The sequence below is a fragment of the Arhodomonas sp. KWT2 genome (assembly GCF_041949875.1).
In the GTDB taxonomy this organism is placed as follows: Bacteria; Pseudomonadota; Gammaproteobacteria; order Nitrococcales; family Nitrococcaceae; genus Arhodomonas; species Arhodomonas aquaeolei.
Genome location: NZ_JBHFPQ010000049.1, coordinates 51,330 through 66,343, shown reverse-complemented (window position 1 = coordinate 66,343; position 15,014 = coordinate 51,330). Strand labels below are relative to the sequence as shown.

The window sequence follows — 15,014 nt, the reverse complement described above, 5'->3', positions numbered from 1 at the left end:
TAACGGCGACCCTCGGGACGTGACGCCGGCCATTGCTCAGTGCGGTAGACAATACGCGTCATGGATAGTTCGTGTGCTTCGTCGCGGTAGTGGAACGCCCCCGCCACACAGCAGCCGGCGCCCCTGCCGTGCTAGGCTCTTCGGGCCCGCGCGGGCGCCTCGGACGGTCGTGATCCGGATGGCGTCGTGAGCGTAGCCGATAGCCGAGAACAGGTGCAACTCGATGACCGATACCACCGCGCCCTATGACGTCCTCATCGTCGGCACCGGCGTCGCCGGCCTCACCCTCGCCCTGCGTCTGCCCGCGACACTGCGTATCGCCATGATCGCCAAGGGACCGCTGACCGAGGGCTCCAGCCTCTACGCCCAGGGCGGGATCTCGGCGGTGCTCGACGCCGCCGACTCGGTGGACGACCATGTCCGCGATACGCTCACCGCCGGCGCCGGACTCACCGAGGAGGCCACCGCACGCTTCGTCGCCGAGCACGCACCGGCGGCCATCCGCTGGCTCGTCGATGCCGAGGTCCCCTTTTCCCGCGCCGAAGGCGAAGCCGCCGATCTCCACCTCCACCGCGAGGGCGGTCACAGCCATCGCCGCATCGTCCACGCCGCCGACGCCACGGGGCGCGCGGTGGAGACGACCCTGGAGGGCGCCGTCCGCGCCCGGGAGAACGTCACCGTCCTCGAGCACACCATGGCGGTGGAGCTGATCACCGAGCGCCACACCGGCGGCGAGCCGCGCTGCCACGGGGCCTATGTGCTCGACCGGCGGAGCGGGCGCGTGCGTACTCTGCCGGCGCATACGGTGGTGCTCGCCACCGGCGGCGCGAGCAAGGTCTATCTCTATACCAGCAACCCGGATGGGGCGACCGGCGACGGTATCGCCATGGCGTGGCGCGCCGGCTGCCGGGTCGCGAACATGGAATTCAATCAGTTCCATCCCACCTGCCTCTATCATCCCCGGGCGAAGTCGTTCCTGATCAGCGAGGCCGTGCGCGGTGAGGGCGCTGTCCTGCGCCTGCCCGACGGCGAGCGATTCATGGCGCACTTTGACGAGCGCGCCGAGCTCGCGCCGCGGGACGTGGTTGCCCGGGCCATCGACCACGAGATGAAACGCCTGGGCGTGGACTGCGTCTACCTGGACATCAGCCACCGGGACGCGGCGTTCATCCGCGGGCACTTCCCCACCATCCACGCCCGCTGCCTGGAGTTCGGCATCGACATGACCCGCGAGCCGATCCCGGTGGTTCCTGCCGCCCATTACACCTGCGGCGGGGTCGTGGTCGACCGCCACGGGCGTACCGACCTGCCCGGTCTCCACGCCATCGGCGAGTGCAGCTACACCGGGCTGCACGGGGCCAACCGCCTGGCCAGCAACTCGCTGCTGGAATGCCTGGTCTACGGCATGAGCGCCGCCGAGGTCATCCCGGCGGACTGCGCCGCGCGGAGCGGCCGGGCGCCGGCGGTGCCGCCGTGGGACGAGAGCCTGGTGACCGACTCCGACGAGCAGGTCGTGGTCAGCCACAACTGGGACGAGATCCGGCGGTTCATGTGGGACTACGTCGGCATCGTGCGCACGGACAAGCGTCTGGAACGGGCCCGCCACCGCGTCGACCTCCTCGCCCGGGAGATCGCGGAGTACTACCGCAATTTCCGGGTCACGCCGGATCTCATCGAACTGCGCAACCTGGCGGTGGTCGCCGAGCTGATCGTGCGCAGCGCCACCGCCCGGCGCGAGAGCCGGGGGCTGCACTTCACCCGGGACCACCCGGAACCCTCCGCGGATCCGGCCCCCACCGTACTTACGCCCGGCTACCGCTGACCGCCGCCTCCGCGGCGCGCAGCGCCCGGCAGAGGCCGCGCCAGTCGGCGACTCCGTCGCGGCCAAGCACGCAGCAGCCGCGCCGCACCCCTGCGGCCCAGTGCACCACGAGCAGCGGGCCGGCCCGGTGTGACGCCACCAGCCGCACCCGCCGGATACCGCCGGCGGCGACCAGGTCCAGCCGGTCCTCGCCGGGCAGACGCAACGCCAGCGGCACGCGCCCCCGACCGGGTACCCCGTGGTGATAGAGTCCTCGCGCAAGACCCGCACCGAGCACGGCGAACCAGACTGCGCGCGCCGTCCAGGACCAGTCCGTCAGGAGAAACAGGGGAACGAGACCGGCACCGTAGGTACCGGTGAGTACGGCGCTGACCCACAGGGAGCGGGTCAGTGCCGTCTCAAACGCCGTCGCGGACGCGGCGGACGATATCGCGGAGGGATCCATCCGTGGGCTCGCTCGCGCCGGTCAGCAGCCAGTCCGCCAGCGCATCGTCCTCCTGATCGAGCAACTGCTCGAAGGCCCGGCGCCCGTCCTCGTCGAGCGCCTCGTAGCGACGGCTGACGAACCGTTCCAGCAGAAAGTCCAGTTCCTTGGTACCGCGCCGGCAGCGCCAGCGCAGTCGCGAGACCTCTGACACCGGCCCGGCCTCAGCGGCGCTCGACCATGAGCTTCTTGATCTCGGCGATGGCCTTGGCCGGGTTCAGGCCCTTGGGGCACACCGAGGTGCAGTTCATGATCGTGTGGCAGCGGTAGAGCTTGAAGGGGTCCTCCAGCTCGTCGAGCCGCTCGCCGGTGGCCTCGTCACGGCTGTCGGCGATCCAGCGGTACGCCTGCAGGAGGACCGCCGGCCCGAGGTAGCGGTCCGGGTTCCACCAGTAGCTCGGGCAGGAGGTGGAACAGCAGGCGCAGAGGATGCACTCGTAGAGGCCGTCCAGCTCGGCACGGTCCTCCTTGGACTGCAGCCGCTCGTGATCCGGCGGCGCCGGGCTCTGCGTCTTCATCCAGGGCTGGATGGAGGCGTACTGGGCATAGAAATGGGTGAGATCGGGGATCAGGTCCTTGACCACTGCCATCGACGGCAGCGGGTAGATCCGCACGTCGCCCTTGATCTCGTCGATGCCCTTGGTGCAGGCCAGCGTGTTCTGCCCGTCGATGTTCATCGCGCAGGAGCCGCAGATGCCCTCGCGGCAGGAGCGCCGGAACGTGAGCGTGGGATCGATCTCGTTCTTGATCTTGATGAGCGCGTCGAGAACCATCGGCCCGCAGCTGCCCATGTCCACCTCGTAGGTGTCGAGCCGCGGATTCTCGCCGCTGTCCGGATCCCAGCGGTAGACCTTGAAACGCTTGATGTTGCCCCCGCCCTCGGCGCGATGGGTGACGCCGTCGGTGACGCGGGAATTGGCCGGCAGGCTGAACTTCGCCATCTCGTGAACCTCTTCGCTGACGCTTGACCGGGTTGGAAACCGCGAGGGGGCGGGCCGTTCAGTAGACCCGCTTCTTCGGCGGAATGACCTCCATCTCGTCGGTCAGCGTATTCATGTGCACCGGACGGTAGTCGATGGTCACGTTGCCGCTGCGGTCCATCCAGGTGACGGTGTGCTTCATCCAGTTCTCGTCGTCCCGCTCCGAGTGGTCCTCGCGGGCGTGCGCCCCGCGGCTCTCGGTGCGGTTGCGCGCGGACTGCACGGAGGTGACCGCGTTGGCGAGGAGGTTCTCCAGCTCCATCGTCTCCACCAGATCGGTGTTCCAGATGAGCGAGCGGTCGGAGACGCTGACGTTCTCGAACGACGCGTAGATCTCCTCGATCCGCTTGCAGCCCTCCTCCAGCGTCTCACCGGTACGGAACACGGCGGCGTAGTTCTGCATCGTCCGCTGCATGCGGTCGCGGATGCGCGCCGTCGGCTCCGAGCCGTTGGCGTTGCGCAGTCGGTCGAGCCGCGCCAGCGCCGGCTCGGCGCTGTCGGCGGGCAGCGGACGGTGGTTCGCGCCGGCCTCGTCGACCAGCTCCGCGGCACGGATCGCCGCCGAGCGGCCGAAGACCACCAGGTCGAGCAGCGAGTTCGAGCCCAGGCGATTGGCACCGTGCACGGACACGCAGCCCGCCTCACCGATGGCCATGAGCCCCGGCACGACCGCGTCCGGATCGCCGTCGCGGGGGGCGACGACCTCGCCGCGGTAGTTCGTCGGGATGCCGCCCATGTTGTAGTGGACGGTGGGCAGCACCGGGATCGGCTCCTTGGTCACGTCGACGCCCGCGAAGATGCGCGCGGTCTCGGCGATGCCGGGCAGGCGCTCGTTGATGACCTCCGGGCCGAGGTGCTCCAGATGCAGGTGGATGTGGTCCTGCTCCGGGCCCACGCCGCGGCCCTCGCGGATCTCCACCGTCATGGAGCGGCTGACCACGTCGCGGGAAGCGAGGTCCTTGGCATTGGGGGCGTAGCGCTCCATGAAGCGCTCGCCGTCGGAGTTCGTGAGGTAGCCGCCCTCGCCGCGCACGCCCTCGGTGATCAGGCAACCCGCGCCGTAGATACCGGTGGGATGGAACTGGATGAACTCCATGTCCTGGACCGGCAGACCGGCGCGCAGGACCATGCCGGCGCCGTCGCCGGTGCAGGTATGCGCGGAGGTGCAGGAAAAGTAGGTCCGCCCGTAACCGCCGGTGGCGAGCACCACCACGTGGGCGCGGAAGCGGTGGATCTTGCCGGTGGCGAGATCCAGGGCGATGACGCCGCGGCAGGCACCGTCCTCGTCCATGATCAGGTCGATGGCAAAGAACTCGATGTAGAACTCCGCCTGATGCTTGAGCGACTGCTGGTAGAGGGTGTGCAGGATGGCGTGACCGGTACGGTCCGCCGCGGCACAGGTGCGCTGGGCACGGCCCTCGCCGAAGTGCGTGGTCATGCCGCCGAAGGGGCGCTGGTAGATGCGGCCCTCCTCGGTGCGGGAGAACGGCACGCCGTAGTGCTCGAGCTCGACGATGGACGGGATGGCCTCGCGGCACATGTACTCGATGGCGTCCTGGTCACCGAGCCAGTCGGAGCCCTTGATGGTGTCGTAGGCGTGCCAGCGCCAGTCGTCCTCGCCCATGTTGCCGAGTGCGGCGCTCACGCCGCCCTGGGCGGCCACGGTGTGGCTGCGGGTCGGGAAGACCTTGGTCACGCAGGCCGTGTTGAGTCCCTTCTCGGCCATACCGAAGGTCGCGCGCAGGCCGGCGCCGCCGGCGCCCACCACGACGACGTCGTAGGTATGGTCGATGATCTCGTAATCGCCCGCCATGAATCAGCCTCCCACCGCGACGCGCAGTACCGAAATGATGCCGACCGCGCCGAGCACCACCGCGACGAATTTCACGAGCACGATCAGCGCCTGGCGCAGCGCCTCACAGCCCACGTAATCCTCGAGGACCACCTGGATCCCCATGGCCCCGTGCCAGAACACGAGCCCGACCACCAGCGCCATGAGCGCGGCGTTGAACGGCGCGCTCAGCCACGCGACCGCGGCGAGATAGCCTCCGCTGCTGACCGTCGCGACCCCCACGATGAACCAGAGCATGAGCGGAACGAGCGCGATGGCCGTGAGCCGCTGGAACCACCAGTGGGTGGCGCCGTGATGCGCCGAGCCGAGCCCGCGCGCCTGCTTGATCGGTGTACGAAACTGCATGTCTACCCCCTCGCCGCTCGCGTTCACACGCTCAGCGCGATGATCCACGCCACCAGCGTAAGCACGCCGGCCGCCACGATTGCCGCCATGCCGCTCTTGCGCGCGGTCTCGAGCTCGAACCCGTAGCCCGCATCCCAGAACAGGTGCCGGATGCCGTTGCACAGGTGATAGAAGAGCACGAAGGTCCACACGAACATGAGCAGCTGCACGAAGCCGTTGCCGAGCACGGCATTGGCGGTGGCGTAGCTGCGCGGACCACCGGCCAGCGCGGTCAGCCAGTAAACGAGAACCAGCGCACCGACGCAGAGCAGCACGCCCGAGATGCGGTGACTGATCGACGTCAGCGCCGTGAACGGCAGCCGGTAGATCTGGAGGTGGGGAGAAAGCGGCCGATTATCGGACTGCATGAAACTCGCTCCGCTTCATTCTTTTGGGTAGTTCACTCGATGCCGGCGCTAAAACTATACTTCCGCGCCTGCGCTTGCAAGTGTCTTGCGCTGCAACACGCCTCAAAAACAACCTGTATCCTTTTGATAAAAAAGGAAAATAATAACCGGCCGAAAGCATGCCCCCATGCACCGTTGCGGCGCAACGCGAATGCCCGTCGCCCGGGCCACGTCGCTCGCGATTCAGCCGTCGGGCTCATGCCGCGCGCGCCGCACGGCACCCGTCTCGCCCCGAAGGGATTCCGCGGATGTGCGGGCCCCGGTCCCCACGGACCTCCCGTCCCGGCGGCTCCGCCGGCGCGCCGGGCAGGTGACTAGAAGTCGCTACAGCGCCCGTTGCTCTCCCAGTCGCCGTAGCGGGTGGGCTCCGGCCCGCGGGGACCGCCGATCTCCTCGGGCCAGGCCTCGCCGGGACGCTCGCGCCGGCGCTCCGCCGTGCCGCGGTCGTCGCCCTCCACCGGCTGCTCGGCGCTCGCCTGCTCGGGCTCGCGTTCGTTCTCGCTCATGGCTGCCTCCTGCTTTTTGCCCTCGGCCCCGGACGTGGGAGAATGCCTCTCAATCCGGATTCACCTCCAAGACGGGATCGCGATACGCCCGGAAGGTTCACTCTATGACCGACTCATGGACCGCAATTTTACAGGAACTCGGTACCGGCGGGGACGGCCACCTGGCACCGGTGTCGGACGAGGCGCGCCACGTCGCCGACGGCGGCGTCGCTGCCCCCCTGCCAGGCACCGGTGTGATCCGCGTGACCGGCGAGGACGCCCCGGCGTTCCTGCAGGCCCAGCTCACCAACGCGATCGAGGACATGGATCCCGGCCAGTCCCGGCTCGCCGGCTGGTGCACGGCCAAGGGCCGGGTGCTGGCGCTGTTCCGCGTCATCCGCACGGACGAGGGGTTCCTCCTGCTCACCGCCGCGGAGCGGGTGCCGGCGGTGCTCAAGCGCCTGCGGATGTTCGTCCTCCGCGCCCGGGTCACCCTGGAGGACATCGGCGGGGAGACGGCGGTTATCGGGCTCGCGGGCACCCCCGCGTCCGCGCCGCTGTCCGAACTCGCGGGGACACCGCCTGGTGCCGTGGACGCGGTCACCCGGGCCGGCGATCTCACCGCGGTGCGCCTGCCCGACCCGGAACCCCGCTGGCTGCTGCTCGTGCCCGCCGACGAGGCGGGTGCGGTCTGGGACGCGATCGCACGGGCGCTCCCGGCGGTGGGCCCGTCCACCTGGCGGCTGCTCGACATCCGTGCCGGTCTGCCGGAGATCGTCGACGCCACCGCCGAGCGCTTCGTCCCCCAGATGCTCAACCTGGAGCCGCTGCGCGGGCTCGCCTACGACAAGGGCTGTTACCCGGGCCAGGAGGTGGTGGCGCGGATGCACTACCTCGGCCAGCTCAAACGCCGGCTCTACCGCCTCGGCGGCGCCGGGCGGCCCCCGGAGCCGGGCGCCACCGTGACCGACGCGGACGGCGGCACCCTGGGCGAGATCGTCTCCGCCTCGGCATCCGGCGAGGCCGTGTTCGAGGGCCTAGCCGTGCTGCGCATCGACGCCGCCGCCAACGCCACGCCGCACATCGGGGGCGGGCCGGTGGCGCTGCTCGACCTCCCGTACGCCGCCCCGGGCACGCCGCCGGCAGACGCCGGCTGAACCCGGGCCGTTACTCCGCGGCCTGCGGGCGCATCGCCGGGAAGAGCAGGACGTCGCGGATCGAAGGGGAGTCGGTGAGCAGCATGACCAGGCGGTCGATACCGATGCCCTCGCCCGCGGTCGGCGGCAGGCCGTACTCCAGCGCGCGGATGAAGTCCGCGTCGTAGAACATGGCCTCGTCGTCACCGGCCTCCTTGGCCGCGGCCTGGGCGCGGAAACGCTCGGCCTGATCCTCGGCGTCGTTGAGCTCGGAGAACCCGTTGGCGATCTCGCGGCCGCCGACGAACAGCTCGAAGCGCTCGGTGACGAACGGGTCATCGTCCTTCGGGCGGGCCAGCGGCGAGACCTCCTTGGGATAGTCCACGATGAACAGCGGCCCGTGCAGCCGCTCCTCCACCGTCGCCTCGAAGAGCTCGATCTGGAGCTTGCCGAGCCCCCAACCGGCCTCGACCTCCAGCCCGTGCCGCCCGGCGTAGGCACCCAGGGTCTGGCGGTCGTCCACGGTGGCCGCATCCAGGTCGTCGTTGTAGTCGAGCAGCGCCTGGCGCACCGACAGCCGCGGGAAGCGTGCACCGAAGTCGAAGGTCTCGCCCTGGTAGGTCACCCGCTCATCGCCGAGCACGTCCTGTGCGAGGCCGCGCAGCAGGACCTCGGTGAGGTCCATGAGGTCGTTGTGGTCGGCGTAGGCCTGGTAGAACTCGAGCATCGTGAACTCGGGGTTGTGCCGCGTGGACACCCCCTCGTTACGGAAGTTGCGGTTGATCTCGTAGACCCGCTCGAGGCCGCCGACCACCAGGCGCTTGAGGTAAAGCTCCGGGGCGATGCGCAGGTAGAGGTCCCGGTCGAGGGCGTTGTGATGGGTGACGAAAGGCCGCGCCGTCGCCCCGCCCGGGATCGGCTGCATCATCGGGGTCTCGACCTCGAGGAACCCCCGCGCGTTGAACGCCTCGCGGATGTACTGGACGATCCGGCTGCGCAGCTTGAAGGTCTCGCGCGAGCCCTCGTTCATGATCAGGTCGACGTAGCGCTGGCGGTAGCGAGCCTCGGTGTCGGTGAGGCCGTGGTACTTCTCCGGCAGCGGGCGCAGGGACTTCGTGAGCAGCCGGACATCGTCGCAGCGCACCGAGAGCTCGCCGGTCTTGGTGCGCATGAGCACGCCCTCGGCACCGACGATGTCGCCCAGGTCCCAGCCCTTGAACGCCGCGTACCCGCCCTCCGGGAGGTCGTCCCGGCGCAGGAACAGCTGGATGCGCCCGCTCATGTCCTGGACGTGGGTGAAGCTCGCCTTGCCCATCACCCGCTTGGCCATCAGCCGCCCGGCGACGCGCACCCGCACGTTCGCCGCCGCCAGGGCGTCCGCATCCCAGCGCTCGGCGTCGGCGTAGTCCGCCTGCAGCCGACCCGCCTCCGCGTCCGGCCGGAAGTCGTTGGGGAAGGCGTGGCCCGTCTCCCGCCAGTCGGCGAGCTTGCGCCGGCGCTCGGCGATGAGCTTGTTCTCGTCGGTCTGTTCAGGTGTGGACATGGCGTCTGGAAAGTCCGATTAATCCGTTGTTAAAAGTGCGATTTCGTTGAAACGCGCCGGTTGCCGCCGACCGCGGGCGCGGTGGGCCGGTCCCGGATCGACGGCGGTCAGGGACGGCCATCGTCGGGCGTACAGGGACGTGTTCACAGCGTGTCCGTGACCGGCCTGCCACCCCCACCCGGTCGTTCCGGCCCGGGCAGTGCCCCGCCCCCGTACCGGCGATCACGGCGCGCCCCTCAGAGCCCGGCCTTGAGACTCGCCTCGATGAACTGGTCGAGATCGCCGTCCAGCACGGCCTGGGTGTTACCCACCTCCACGGCGGTACGCAGGTCCTTGATCCGCGACTGGTCGAGCACGTAGTTGCGGATCTGGCTGCCCCAGCCGATGTCCGACTTGCTGTCCTCGACCTGCTCCGCCTTCTCGCGCTGCTTCTGCATCTCCAGCTCGTAGAGCCGGGCGCGGAGCTGGTTCATCGCCGTGGCGCGGTTGGCGTGCTGGGAGCGGCTGTTCTGACACTGAACCACGATCCCCGTGGGGAGGTGGGTGATACGCACCGCCGACTCCGTGCGGTTGACGTGCTGGCCGCCGGCACCGCTGGCGCGGTAGACATCGACGCGCAGGTCCGAGGGATCGACGTCGATGGCGACGTCCTCGTCGATCTCCGGGGAGACGAACACCGCCGCGAACGAGGTGTGACGCCGGTTGCCGGAGTCGAACGGCGACTTGCGCACCAGCCGGTGCACACCGGTCTCGGTACGCAGCCAGCCGAAGGCGTGATCCCCCTCGACCTTTACGGTGGCGCTCTTGATCCCGGCGACGTCGCCCTCGGAGAGCTCGATGATCTCGGCGCTGAAGCCGCGGCGCTCGAACCAGCGCAGATACATGCGCAGCAGCATGTTGGCCCAGTCCTGGGCCTCGGTGCCGCCGGAGCCGGCCTGGATGTCCAGGAAGGCGTTGCGGTCGTCCATCTCGCCGGAGAACATCCGCTGGAACTCCAGCGACTCGACGTCCGCGCGGTAGCGCTCGAGGTCCGCCTCCACCGAGGCCAGGGTGTCCTCGTCGCCCTCCTCGCGGGCCATCTCCACGAGCTCGCCGGCATCGGTGAGGCCCGAGAGCAGCCGGTCCAGCGTGGTGACGATATCGACGAGGCGGGCGCGCTCCTTGTTCAGGTTCTGCGCACACTCGGGGTCGTTCCACACGTCCGGGTTCTCGAGCTCCCGGGTTACCTCTTCGAGACGTTCCCTGCGGTTATCGTAGTCAAAGATACCCCCTAAGGGACTCGGCGCGTCCCTGGAGGTCCTCGAGGGTATGGTTGATGGTGTTGATCTCGGCCATCGCTGAAGCGATCCCCTTTCCGTCCGCGCCCGTCGGGGCGCCGGTGCAAAACGGCTGATTCTACACCAGCGTGCGCGCGCCCGTCAGGCCACTCAGCGGACCTCGTCCCAGGCCTCGGCGAGGCGGCGCTCGGAGACCCGCTCGCGGGTGCCCAGGTCCTGGGCGAACTGCGAGATGCGGTACTCCTCCACGAGCCAGCGGAAATGCGCCAGTGCCGGATCGTTTACGCCCTTGCGCTCGTGCTGGGCGCGGCGTTCCAGGTAACGCTCCCACCAGCGCCGCACGGCGCGATGGGGCTCGGCGTCACGGCCCGGCTCGCGCTCCAGTCGGTCCAGGCGGCGCTCGATGCCGGCGAGGTAGCGGGGCAGATCCTCCAGGCGATCCGCCGGCGTGGCGCTGACGAAGCCGGGATAGACGAGCCCGTCGAGCTGCTCACGGATGTCCGACAGGGCGTTGACCATGGCCAGCGATACCGACCCCCCGGTGCGCTTGCGGATCGCGTGGTGGCGTTCCAGCACCGTGCCCACGGTGGCGGTCAGCGCCTCCGCGGCGGGGACCAGCTCGCTGCGATGCTCGCGCAACCGGGTCTCGAAGTCCGCCCGGGTGCGCGGCACCGAGTCGTCGAGGAACACCCGGTCGAAGACCGCCTGGAGGATGTCGGCCCTGAGCGCATCGCAGGTGCCGATACGGTGATAGAGCAGGCACAGGCGGTCGATGCCGGGCAGCGCGCGGCGCAGGTGCCGGGTCTGGTCCGGCAGGCTCAGCATGAGCAGTCGGCGCACGCCGGCGCGGTGGGCATGCTCCGCCGCCTCCGGGGCATCGAGCAGACGCAGGGCGACGGTCTCGCCCTCGTCCACCAGCGCCGGATAGCCACGCAGGGTGACGCCGTTCTGCTCCAGGGTGACATGGTCCTGCAGGTCGCCCACCTCCCACCGGCGCAGGCCCTCGCGCTCCCGGTCGGCCGTCTGCGGCCCGGCGAAGGACGCGCTCGCCTCGCCGGCCAGGCGCGCCTTGAGGGCGGCAAGGTCGCGGCCCTCGTCGAGGACCCGGCCATCCGCGTCGACCACGCGCACGTTCATGAACAGGTGCCGCGGCAGCTCGGCGGTGTCCCAGGCGTCCAGCGGTATGGCGACCCCGGTCATGCGCTCGAGCTCGCGGCACAGGACCTCCGTGAGCGCGCCCTCCCCCGCCGGGACGCGGTCCAGCACCGCGCGGGCGAAGTCCGGCGCCGGCACGAAGTTCTTGCGCAGCGCCTTGGGCAGGGCCCGGATCAGGGTGGCGGCCTTCTCCTCCACCAGGCCGGGGACCAGCCACTCCAGGCGGTCGGCGTCGAGCTGGTTGAGCGCGGCCACGGGCACGATCACGGTGACGCCGTCGTCGTCGTGGCCCGGCTCGAACTGGTAGGCGAGCGGCAGCTGCACACCGTTGACATCGAGGTGGTCCGGGTAATCCGCGCCGGTGACCTCCCCGGCCTCGCGCTCCATGAGCTGCTCGCGGCTCATGCGCAGGCGCTCGTCATTGCCGTCCCGGCGCACCCAGCGCTCGAAGCTCGGGCCGTCGACCACCTCCGCCGGCAGGCGCTCATCGTAGAAGGCGCGGAGCACCGATTCGTCGACGAGCACGTCGCGGCGGCGGGACTTCGCCTCCAGCGCCTCCACAGCCTCGATCACCTCGCGGTTGTGGGCCAGGCACGGGGCATGGCTGTCGAGGCGGCCGCGGACCAGGGCCTCGGCGATGAACACCCCCCGCGCGGCGGCGGGGTCCACGCGGGCGAAGTTGACCTTGCGGCGGCTGGCAAGCGGCAGGCCGTAGAGGGTGACATCCTCGTAGCCCGCCACCCGCCGGCGGCGCTCCTGCCAGAAGGGCTCGTAGTACTGGCGGCTGACGAGGTGCGCGGCGACGGACTCGACCCACTCCGGACGCACCTCCGCGACCGTGCGCGCGAACACCCGCGCCGTCTCCACCAGCTCGGCGGCGACGATCCATTTGGGCCGCCGCCGTGCGAGCCCGGAGCCCGGGAAGATCGCCAGCGACAGGCCGCGCGGGCCGGTATAGCCGCCGTCCTCCCCGCGCAGGGCCACATTGGACACCAGCCCGGTGAGCAGGGCCTCGTGCAGGGGCTGGTAGTCCGCCGGCTGCTCGTTCTCGCGCCCGCCGCCGCCCTTGAGCAGGTCCCGCAGCTGGCGGTGGACGTCCCGCCACTCGCGCATGCGCAGGTACGAGAGGAAGTGCTCGCGGCACCAGGCGCGCAGCTTGCGCTGGGAGAGGTGGCGCGCCTGCTCGTGAAAGTCGTCCCACAGCCGCACCATCGCGAGGAAGTCCGAGCGCTTGTCCTGCCAGCGCCGGTGCGCCTCGTCCGCGGCCTCCCGGGCCTCCATGGGGCGCTCGCGCGGGTCCTGCACGGATAGCGCGGCGGCGAGGATCAGCACCTCGCGCAGGCAGCCGTGGTCCTCGCCGGCGAGCAGGATGCGGGCGATCCGCGGGTCGATGGGCAGCCGCGCGATACGCCGGCCCAGCTCGGTGAGCGCCTCGGCGTCGTCCAGCGCACCGAGTTCGCGGAGCAGCCGCAGTCCGTCGCGGACGTAGCGCGGGTCCGGCGGCTCGACGAAGGGGAAGGCGTCGATGTCGCCGAGCCGGAGGTACTTCATCTGCAGGATCACCGAGGCAAGGTTGGTCCGCAGGATCTCCGGGTCGGTGAACTCGGGCCGGGACTGGTAGTCATCCTGGCCGTAGAGGCGGATGCACACGCCGGCGGCGACACGCCCGCAGCGCCCGGCGCGCTGGTCCGCGCTTGCCTGGGAGATCGGTTCAATGGGCAGGCGCTGGACCTTGGTGCGGTAGCTGTAGCGGCTCAGGCGCACCAGGCCGCTGTCGACGACGTAGCGGATGCCGGGCACGGTCAGCGAGGTCTCGGCGACGTTGGTCGCGAGCACCACCCGCCGCCCGCCGTGGGGGGCGAACACGCGCTGCTGCTCTGCCGCGGAGAGCCGGCCGAACAGCGGCAGGATCTCGGTACCGGTGGGATGGTGCTTGCGCAGTGCCTCCGCGGTCTCGCGAATGTCGCGTTCGCTCGGCAGGAATACCAGCACGTCCCCCGGTCCGTCGCGGGCGAGCTCGTCGACGGCATCGAGGATGCCCTGCTGGAGACTGCGGTCGCGCTCGTCCTCGTCCTCGCTGGCGAGAGGGCGATAGCGCACCTCCACCGGGTAGGTCCGCCCGGAGACGTTGATGATCGGCGCATCGCCGAAGTGCCGGGAGAAACGCTCCGGGTCGATCGTGGCCGAGGTGATGATGACCTTCAGGTCCGGCCGCCGGGGCAGGAGGTTTTTCAGGTAGCCGAGCAGGAAGTCGATGTTGAGGCTGCGCTCGTGGGCCTCGTCGATGATGATCGTGTCGTAGTCGGCGAGGTCCGGGTCGCCCTGGGTCTCGGCGAGGAGCATGCCGTCGGTGGCGAGCTTCACCCGGGTGCCGTCGGCGACATGGTCGCTGAAGCGGATCTTGTAGCCGACCCCGGCCCCCACCTCGGTACCGCACTCCTCGGCGACCCGGGCGGCCAGGCTGCGGGCGGCGATGCGCCGCGGCTGGGTGTGCGCGATCATGCCGGTCACACCGCGGCCGAGGTCAAGGCAGATCTTGGGCAGCTGGGTGCTCTTGCCGGAGCCGGTCTCGCCGCAGACCACCACCACCTGGTGCTGCCCGATGGCCTCGGCGATATCGTCCCGGCGCTCGATGACCGGGAGATCGAGGTCGAAATCCGGACGCAGCGTACCGGCGGCACGGGCGTTGTGCCGGCGCACGAGGCGCTCCACGTCCGCCTCCAGTGCCTTGAGCCCGCGTTCCGGGCGCCGGCCGCGGCTCAGACGCCGCTCGATGCCGCCGAGACGCCGCGTGAGCGCGTCCCGCCACGGCGCCGGCACCGCCTCAAGGATCCGCGTGCGCAGCGCCCCCACCCGCTCGGCGAGTGCACCGGTGGCGGGCGGCGCGGCGCTCCGGCGACGTCGCCCGCTCATTCGGACTCGTCGTCCCCGGTCTCCCGGGCAGGCCGCTCCCGGCGGCGCAGGGACGGGTAGCGCCCGGGATCGAAACGCAGCGGCTCCACCCGCCACGGCCCGTCGTCGCCGCAGGTCAGCACCAGCATGGACGGACCGCCGTTGGTGCGCGTGCGCCCCGCCGCTCCGGGATTGAGCAGCCAGGGGTGCTCGTCGAGGTCCGTGGACAGGCGGTGACTATGGCCGAACACCACCGCCGCCGCGTCGTGGAACCGGCGGCGGTAGCGCCGCCCGCGCTGGGCCAGGGTGCCGCTGTCGTCACCGTGGAGGACGACCAGCCGGCCACCGGGCAGGTCCAGGGCGGTCTCGGCCGGGAGCGTGTCGAGGACGTGGCGCTCCCCCTCGGACCAGCGCTCCGGCGTGTCGTTGTTGCCACGGATCGCGACCAGCTCCTCGCGGGGCTGGAGCGAGAGGAGCACGTCCGCGCCGCCGATGTCGCCGGCGTGCACGGCGATGTCGCACTCCGTCACCCGCTCGGCGATCCGCGGATCCACGAATCCGTGGGTGTCGGACAGCAGGGCTACACGCATGTCGCCT

13 protein-coding genes are annotated in these 15,014 nt (G+C 70.3%); 2 read left to right on the top strand and 11 right to left on the bottom strand.

What is annotated here, in order from left to right; all coding sequences use genetic code 11:
* Positions 1 to 223 precede the first annotated feature (223 nt).
* Complete coding sequence (nadB, locus tag ACEZHJ_RS12645) at positions 224 to 1,822, top strand: L-aspartate oxidase (RefSeq protein WP_375036575.1); 1,599 nt, start codon at positions 224 to 226, stop codon at positions 1,820 to 1,822.
* Here nadB and ACEZHJ_RS12640 read toward each other — a convergent pair.
* The 7 genes from ACEZHJ_RS12640 to ACEZHJ_RS12610 all read right to left on the bottom strand — a co-directional run bounded on the left by ACEZHJ_RS12640 (position 1,803) and on the right by ACEZHJ_RS12610 (position 6,435).
* Positions 1,803 to 2,267 (bottom strand): hypothetical protein, encoded by a 465-nt coding sequence (locus tag ACEZHJ_RS12640; protein WP_163140478.1) that lies wholly within the window; start codon positions 2,265 to 2,267, stop codon positions 1,803 to 1,805. The two genes, nadB and ACEZHJ_RS12640, sit on opposite strands and share 20 nt — an antisense overlap.
* Positions 2,221 to 2,460: a succinate dehydrogenase assembly factor 2 gene (locus tag ACEZHJ_RS12635; RefSeq protein ID WP_163140476.1), complete on the bottom strand. Its 240-nt coding sequence runs from the start codon at positions 2,458 to 2,460 to the stop codon at positions 2,221 to 2,223. Before ACEZHJ_RS12635 ends, ACEZHJ_RS12640 begins: the two co-directional genes overlap by 47 nt.
* A gap of 10 nt (positions 2,461 to 2,470) precedes the next feature.
* Entirely contained in the window at positions 2,471 to 3,247 is a 777-nt protein-coding gene (locus tag ACEZHJ_RS12630; protein WP_018718365.1) for a succinate dehydrogenase iron-sulfur subunit, read from the bottom strand.
* Between the two features lie 58 nt (positions 3,248 to 3,305).
* Entirely contained in the window at positions 3,306 to 5,099 is a 1,794-nt protein-coding gene (gene sdhA / locus ACEZHJ_RS12625) for a succinate dehydrogenase flavoprotein subunit (protein WP_163140474.1), read from the bottom strand.
* Positions 5,100 to 5,102: 3 nt separating this feature from the next.
* Complete coding sequence (gene sdhD / locus ACEZHJ_RS12620) at positions 5,103 to 5,483, bottom strand: succinate dehydrogenase, hydrophobic membrane anchor protein (protein ID WP_018718363.1); 381 nt, start codon at positions 5,481 to 5,483, stop codon at positions 5,103 to 5,105.
* Between the two features lie 23 nt (positions 5,484 to 5,506).
* Positions 5,507 to 5,890 carry a succinate dehydrogenase, cytochrome b556 subunit gene (gene sdhC, locus ACEZHJ_RS12615; RefSeq protein ID WP_018718362.1) on the bottom strand — a complete coding sequence of 128 codons (384 nt, stop codon included), beginning with the start codon at positions 5,888 to 5,890 and terminating at the stop codon, positions 5,507 to 5,509.
* A 353-nt stretch (positions 5,891 to 6,243) separates the two neighbouring features.
* Complete coding sequence (locus ACEZHJ_RS12610; protein ID WP_018718361.1) at positions 6,244 to 6,435, bottom strand: DUF1674 domain-containing protein; 192 nt, start codon at positions 6,433 to 6,435, stop codon at positions 6,244 to 6,246.
* Positions 6,436 to 6,539: 104 nt separating this feature from the next.
* Here ACEZHJ_RS12610 and ACEZHJ_RS12605 point away from each other — a divergent pair, with 104 nt between their 5' ends.
* The gene (locus ACEZHJ_RS12605) at positions 6,540 to 7,571 is read left to right on the top strand and encodes a YgfZ/GcvT domain-containing protein (RefSeq protein WP_375036574.1); all 1,032 of its coding nucleotides are present in this window, start codon (positions 6,540 to 6,542) and stop codon (positions 7,569 to 7,571) included.
* Between the two features lie 10 nt (positions 7,572 to 7,581).
* Here the strand turns inward: ACEZHJ_RS12605 and lysS are convergent, their stop codons facing one another.
* The 4 genes from lysS to ACEZHJ_RS12585 form a co-directional block, all read right to left on the bottom strand.
* Positions 7,582 to 9,093: a lysine--tRNA ligase gene (gene lysS / locus ACEZHJ_RS12600; RefSeq protein WP_375036573.1), complete on the bottom strand. Its 1,512-nt coding sequence runs from the start codon at positions 9,091 to 9,093 to the stop codon at positions 7,582 to 7,584.
* Positions 9,094 to 9,329: 236 nt separating this feature from the next.
* A protein-coding gene (gene prfB / locus ACEZHJ_RS12595; protein WP_375036572.1) for a peptide chain release factor 2 occupies positions 9,330 to 10,428 on the bottom strand; the annotation gives its coding sequence in 2 pieces (ribosomal slippage) (positions 9,330 to 10,352 and positions 10,354 to 10,428; 1,098 coding nt in all).
* Between the two features lie 92 nt (positions 10,429 to 10,520).
* Complete coding sequence (gene hrpA, locus ACEZHJ_RS12590) at positions 10,521 to 14,438, bottom strand: ATP-dependent RNA helicase HrpA (RefSeq protein ID WP_375036571.1); 3,918 nt, start codon at positions 14,436 to 14,438, stop codon at positions 10,521 to 10,523.
* Positions 14,435 to 15,007 (bottom strand): metallophosphoesterase family protein, encoded by a 573-nt coding sequence (locus ACEZHJ_RS12585; protein ID WP_018718356.1) that lies wholly within the window; start codon positions 15,005 to 15,007, stop codon positions 14,435 to 14,437. Before ACEZHJ_RS12585 ends, hrpA begins: the two co-directional genes overlap by 4 nt.
* Positions 15,008 to 15,014 lie beyond the last annotated feature (7 nt).

What these genes read in the sequence shown, in the direction of transcription:
- sdhD (WP_018718363.1), bottom strand. Translation starts at nt 5,483, where the DNA reads ATGCAGTTTCGTACACCGATCAAGCAGGCGCGCGGGCTCGGCTCGGCG.
- sdhC (WP_018718362.1), bottom strand. Translation starts at nt 5,890, where the DNA reads ATGCAGTCCGATAATCGGCCGCTTTCTCCCCACCTCCAGATCTACCGG.
- nadB (WP_375036575.1), top strand. Translation starts at nt 224, where the DNA reads ATGACCGATACCACCGCGCCCTATGACGTCCTCATCGTCGGCACCGGC.
- sdhA (WP_163140474.1), bottom strand. Translation starts at nt 5,099, where the DNA reads ATGGCGGGCGATTACGAGATCATCGACCATACCTACGACGTCGTCGTG.
- lysS (WP_375036573.1), bottom strand. Translation starts at nt 9,093, where the DNA reads ATGTCCACACCTGAACAGACCGACGAGAACAAGCTCATCGCCGAGCGC.
- ACEZHJ_RS12610 (WP_018718361.1), bottom strand. Translation starts at nt 6,435, where the DNA reads ATGAGCGAGAACGAACGCGAGCCCGAGCAGGCGAGCGCCGAGCAGCCG.
- ACEZHJ_RS12640 (WP_163140478.1), bottom strand. Translation starts at nt 2,267, where the DNA reads ATGGATCCCTCCGCGATATCGTCCGCCGCGTCCGCGACGGCGTTTGAG.
- ACEZHJ_RS12630 (WP_018718365.1), bottom strand. Translation starts at nt 3,247, where the DNA reads ATGGCGAAGTTCAGCCTGCCGGCCAATTCCCGCGTCACCGACGGCGTC.
- ACEZHJ_RS12605 (WP_375036574.1), top strand. Translation starts at nt 6,540, where the DNA reads ATGACCGACTCATGGACCGCAATTTTACAGGAACTCGGTACCGGCGGG.
- ACEZHJ_RS12585 (WP_018718356.1), bottom strand. Translation starts at nt 15,007, where the DNA reads ATGCGTGTAGCCCTGCTGTCCGACACCCACGGATTCGTGGATCCGCGG.
- hrpA (WP_375036571.1), bottom strand. Translation starts at nt 14,438, where the DNA reads ATGAGCGGGCGACGTCGCCGGAGCGCCGCGCCGCCCGCCACCGGTGCA.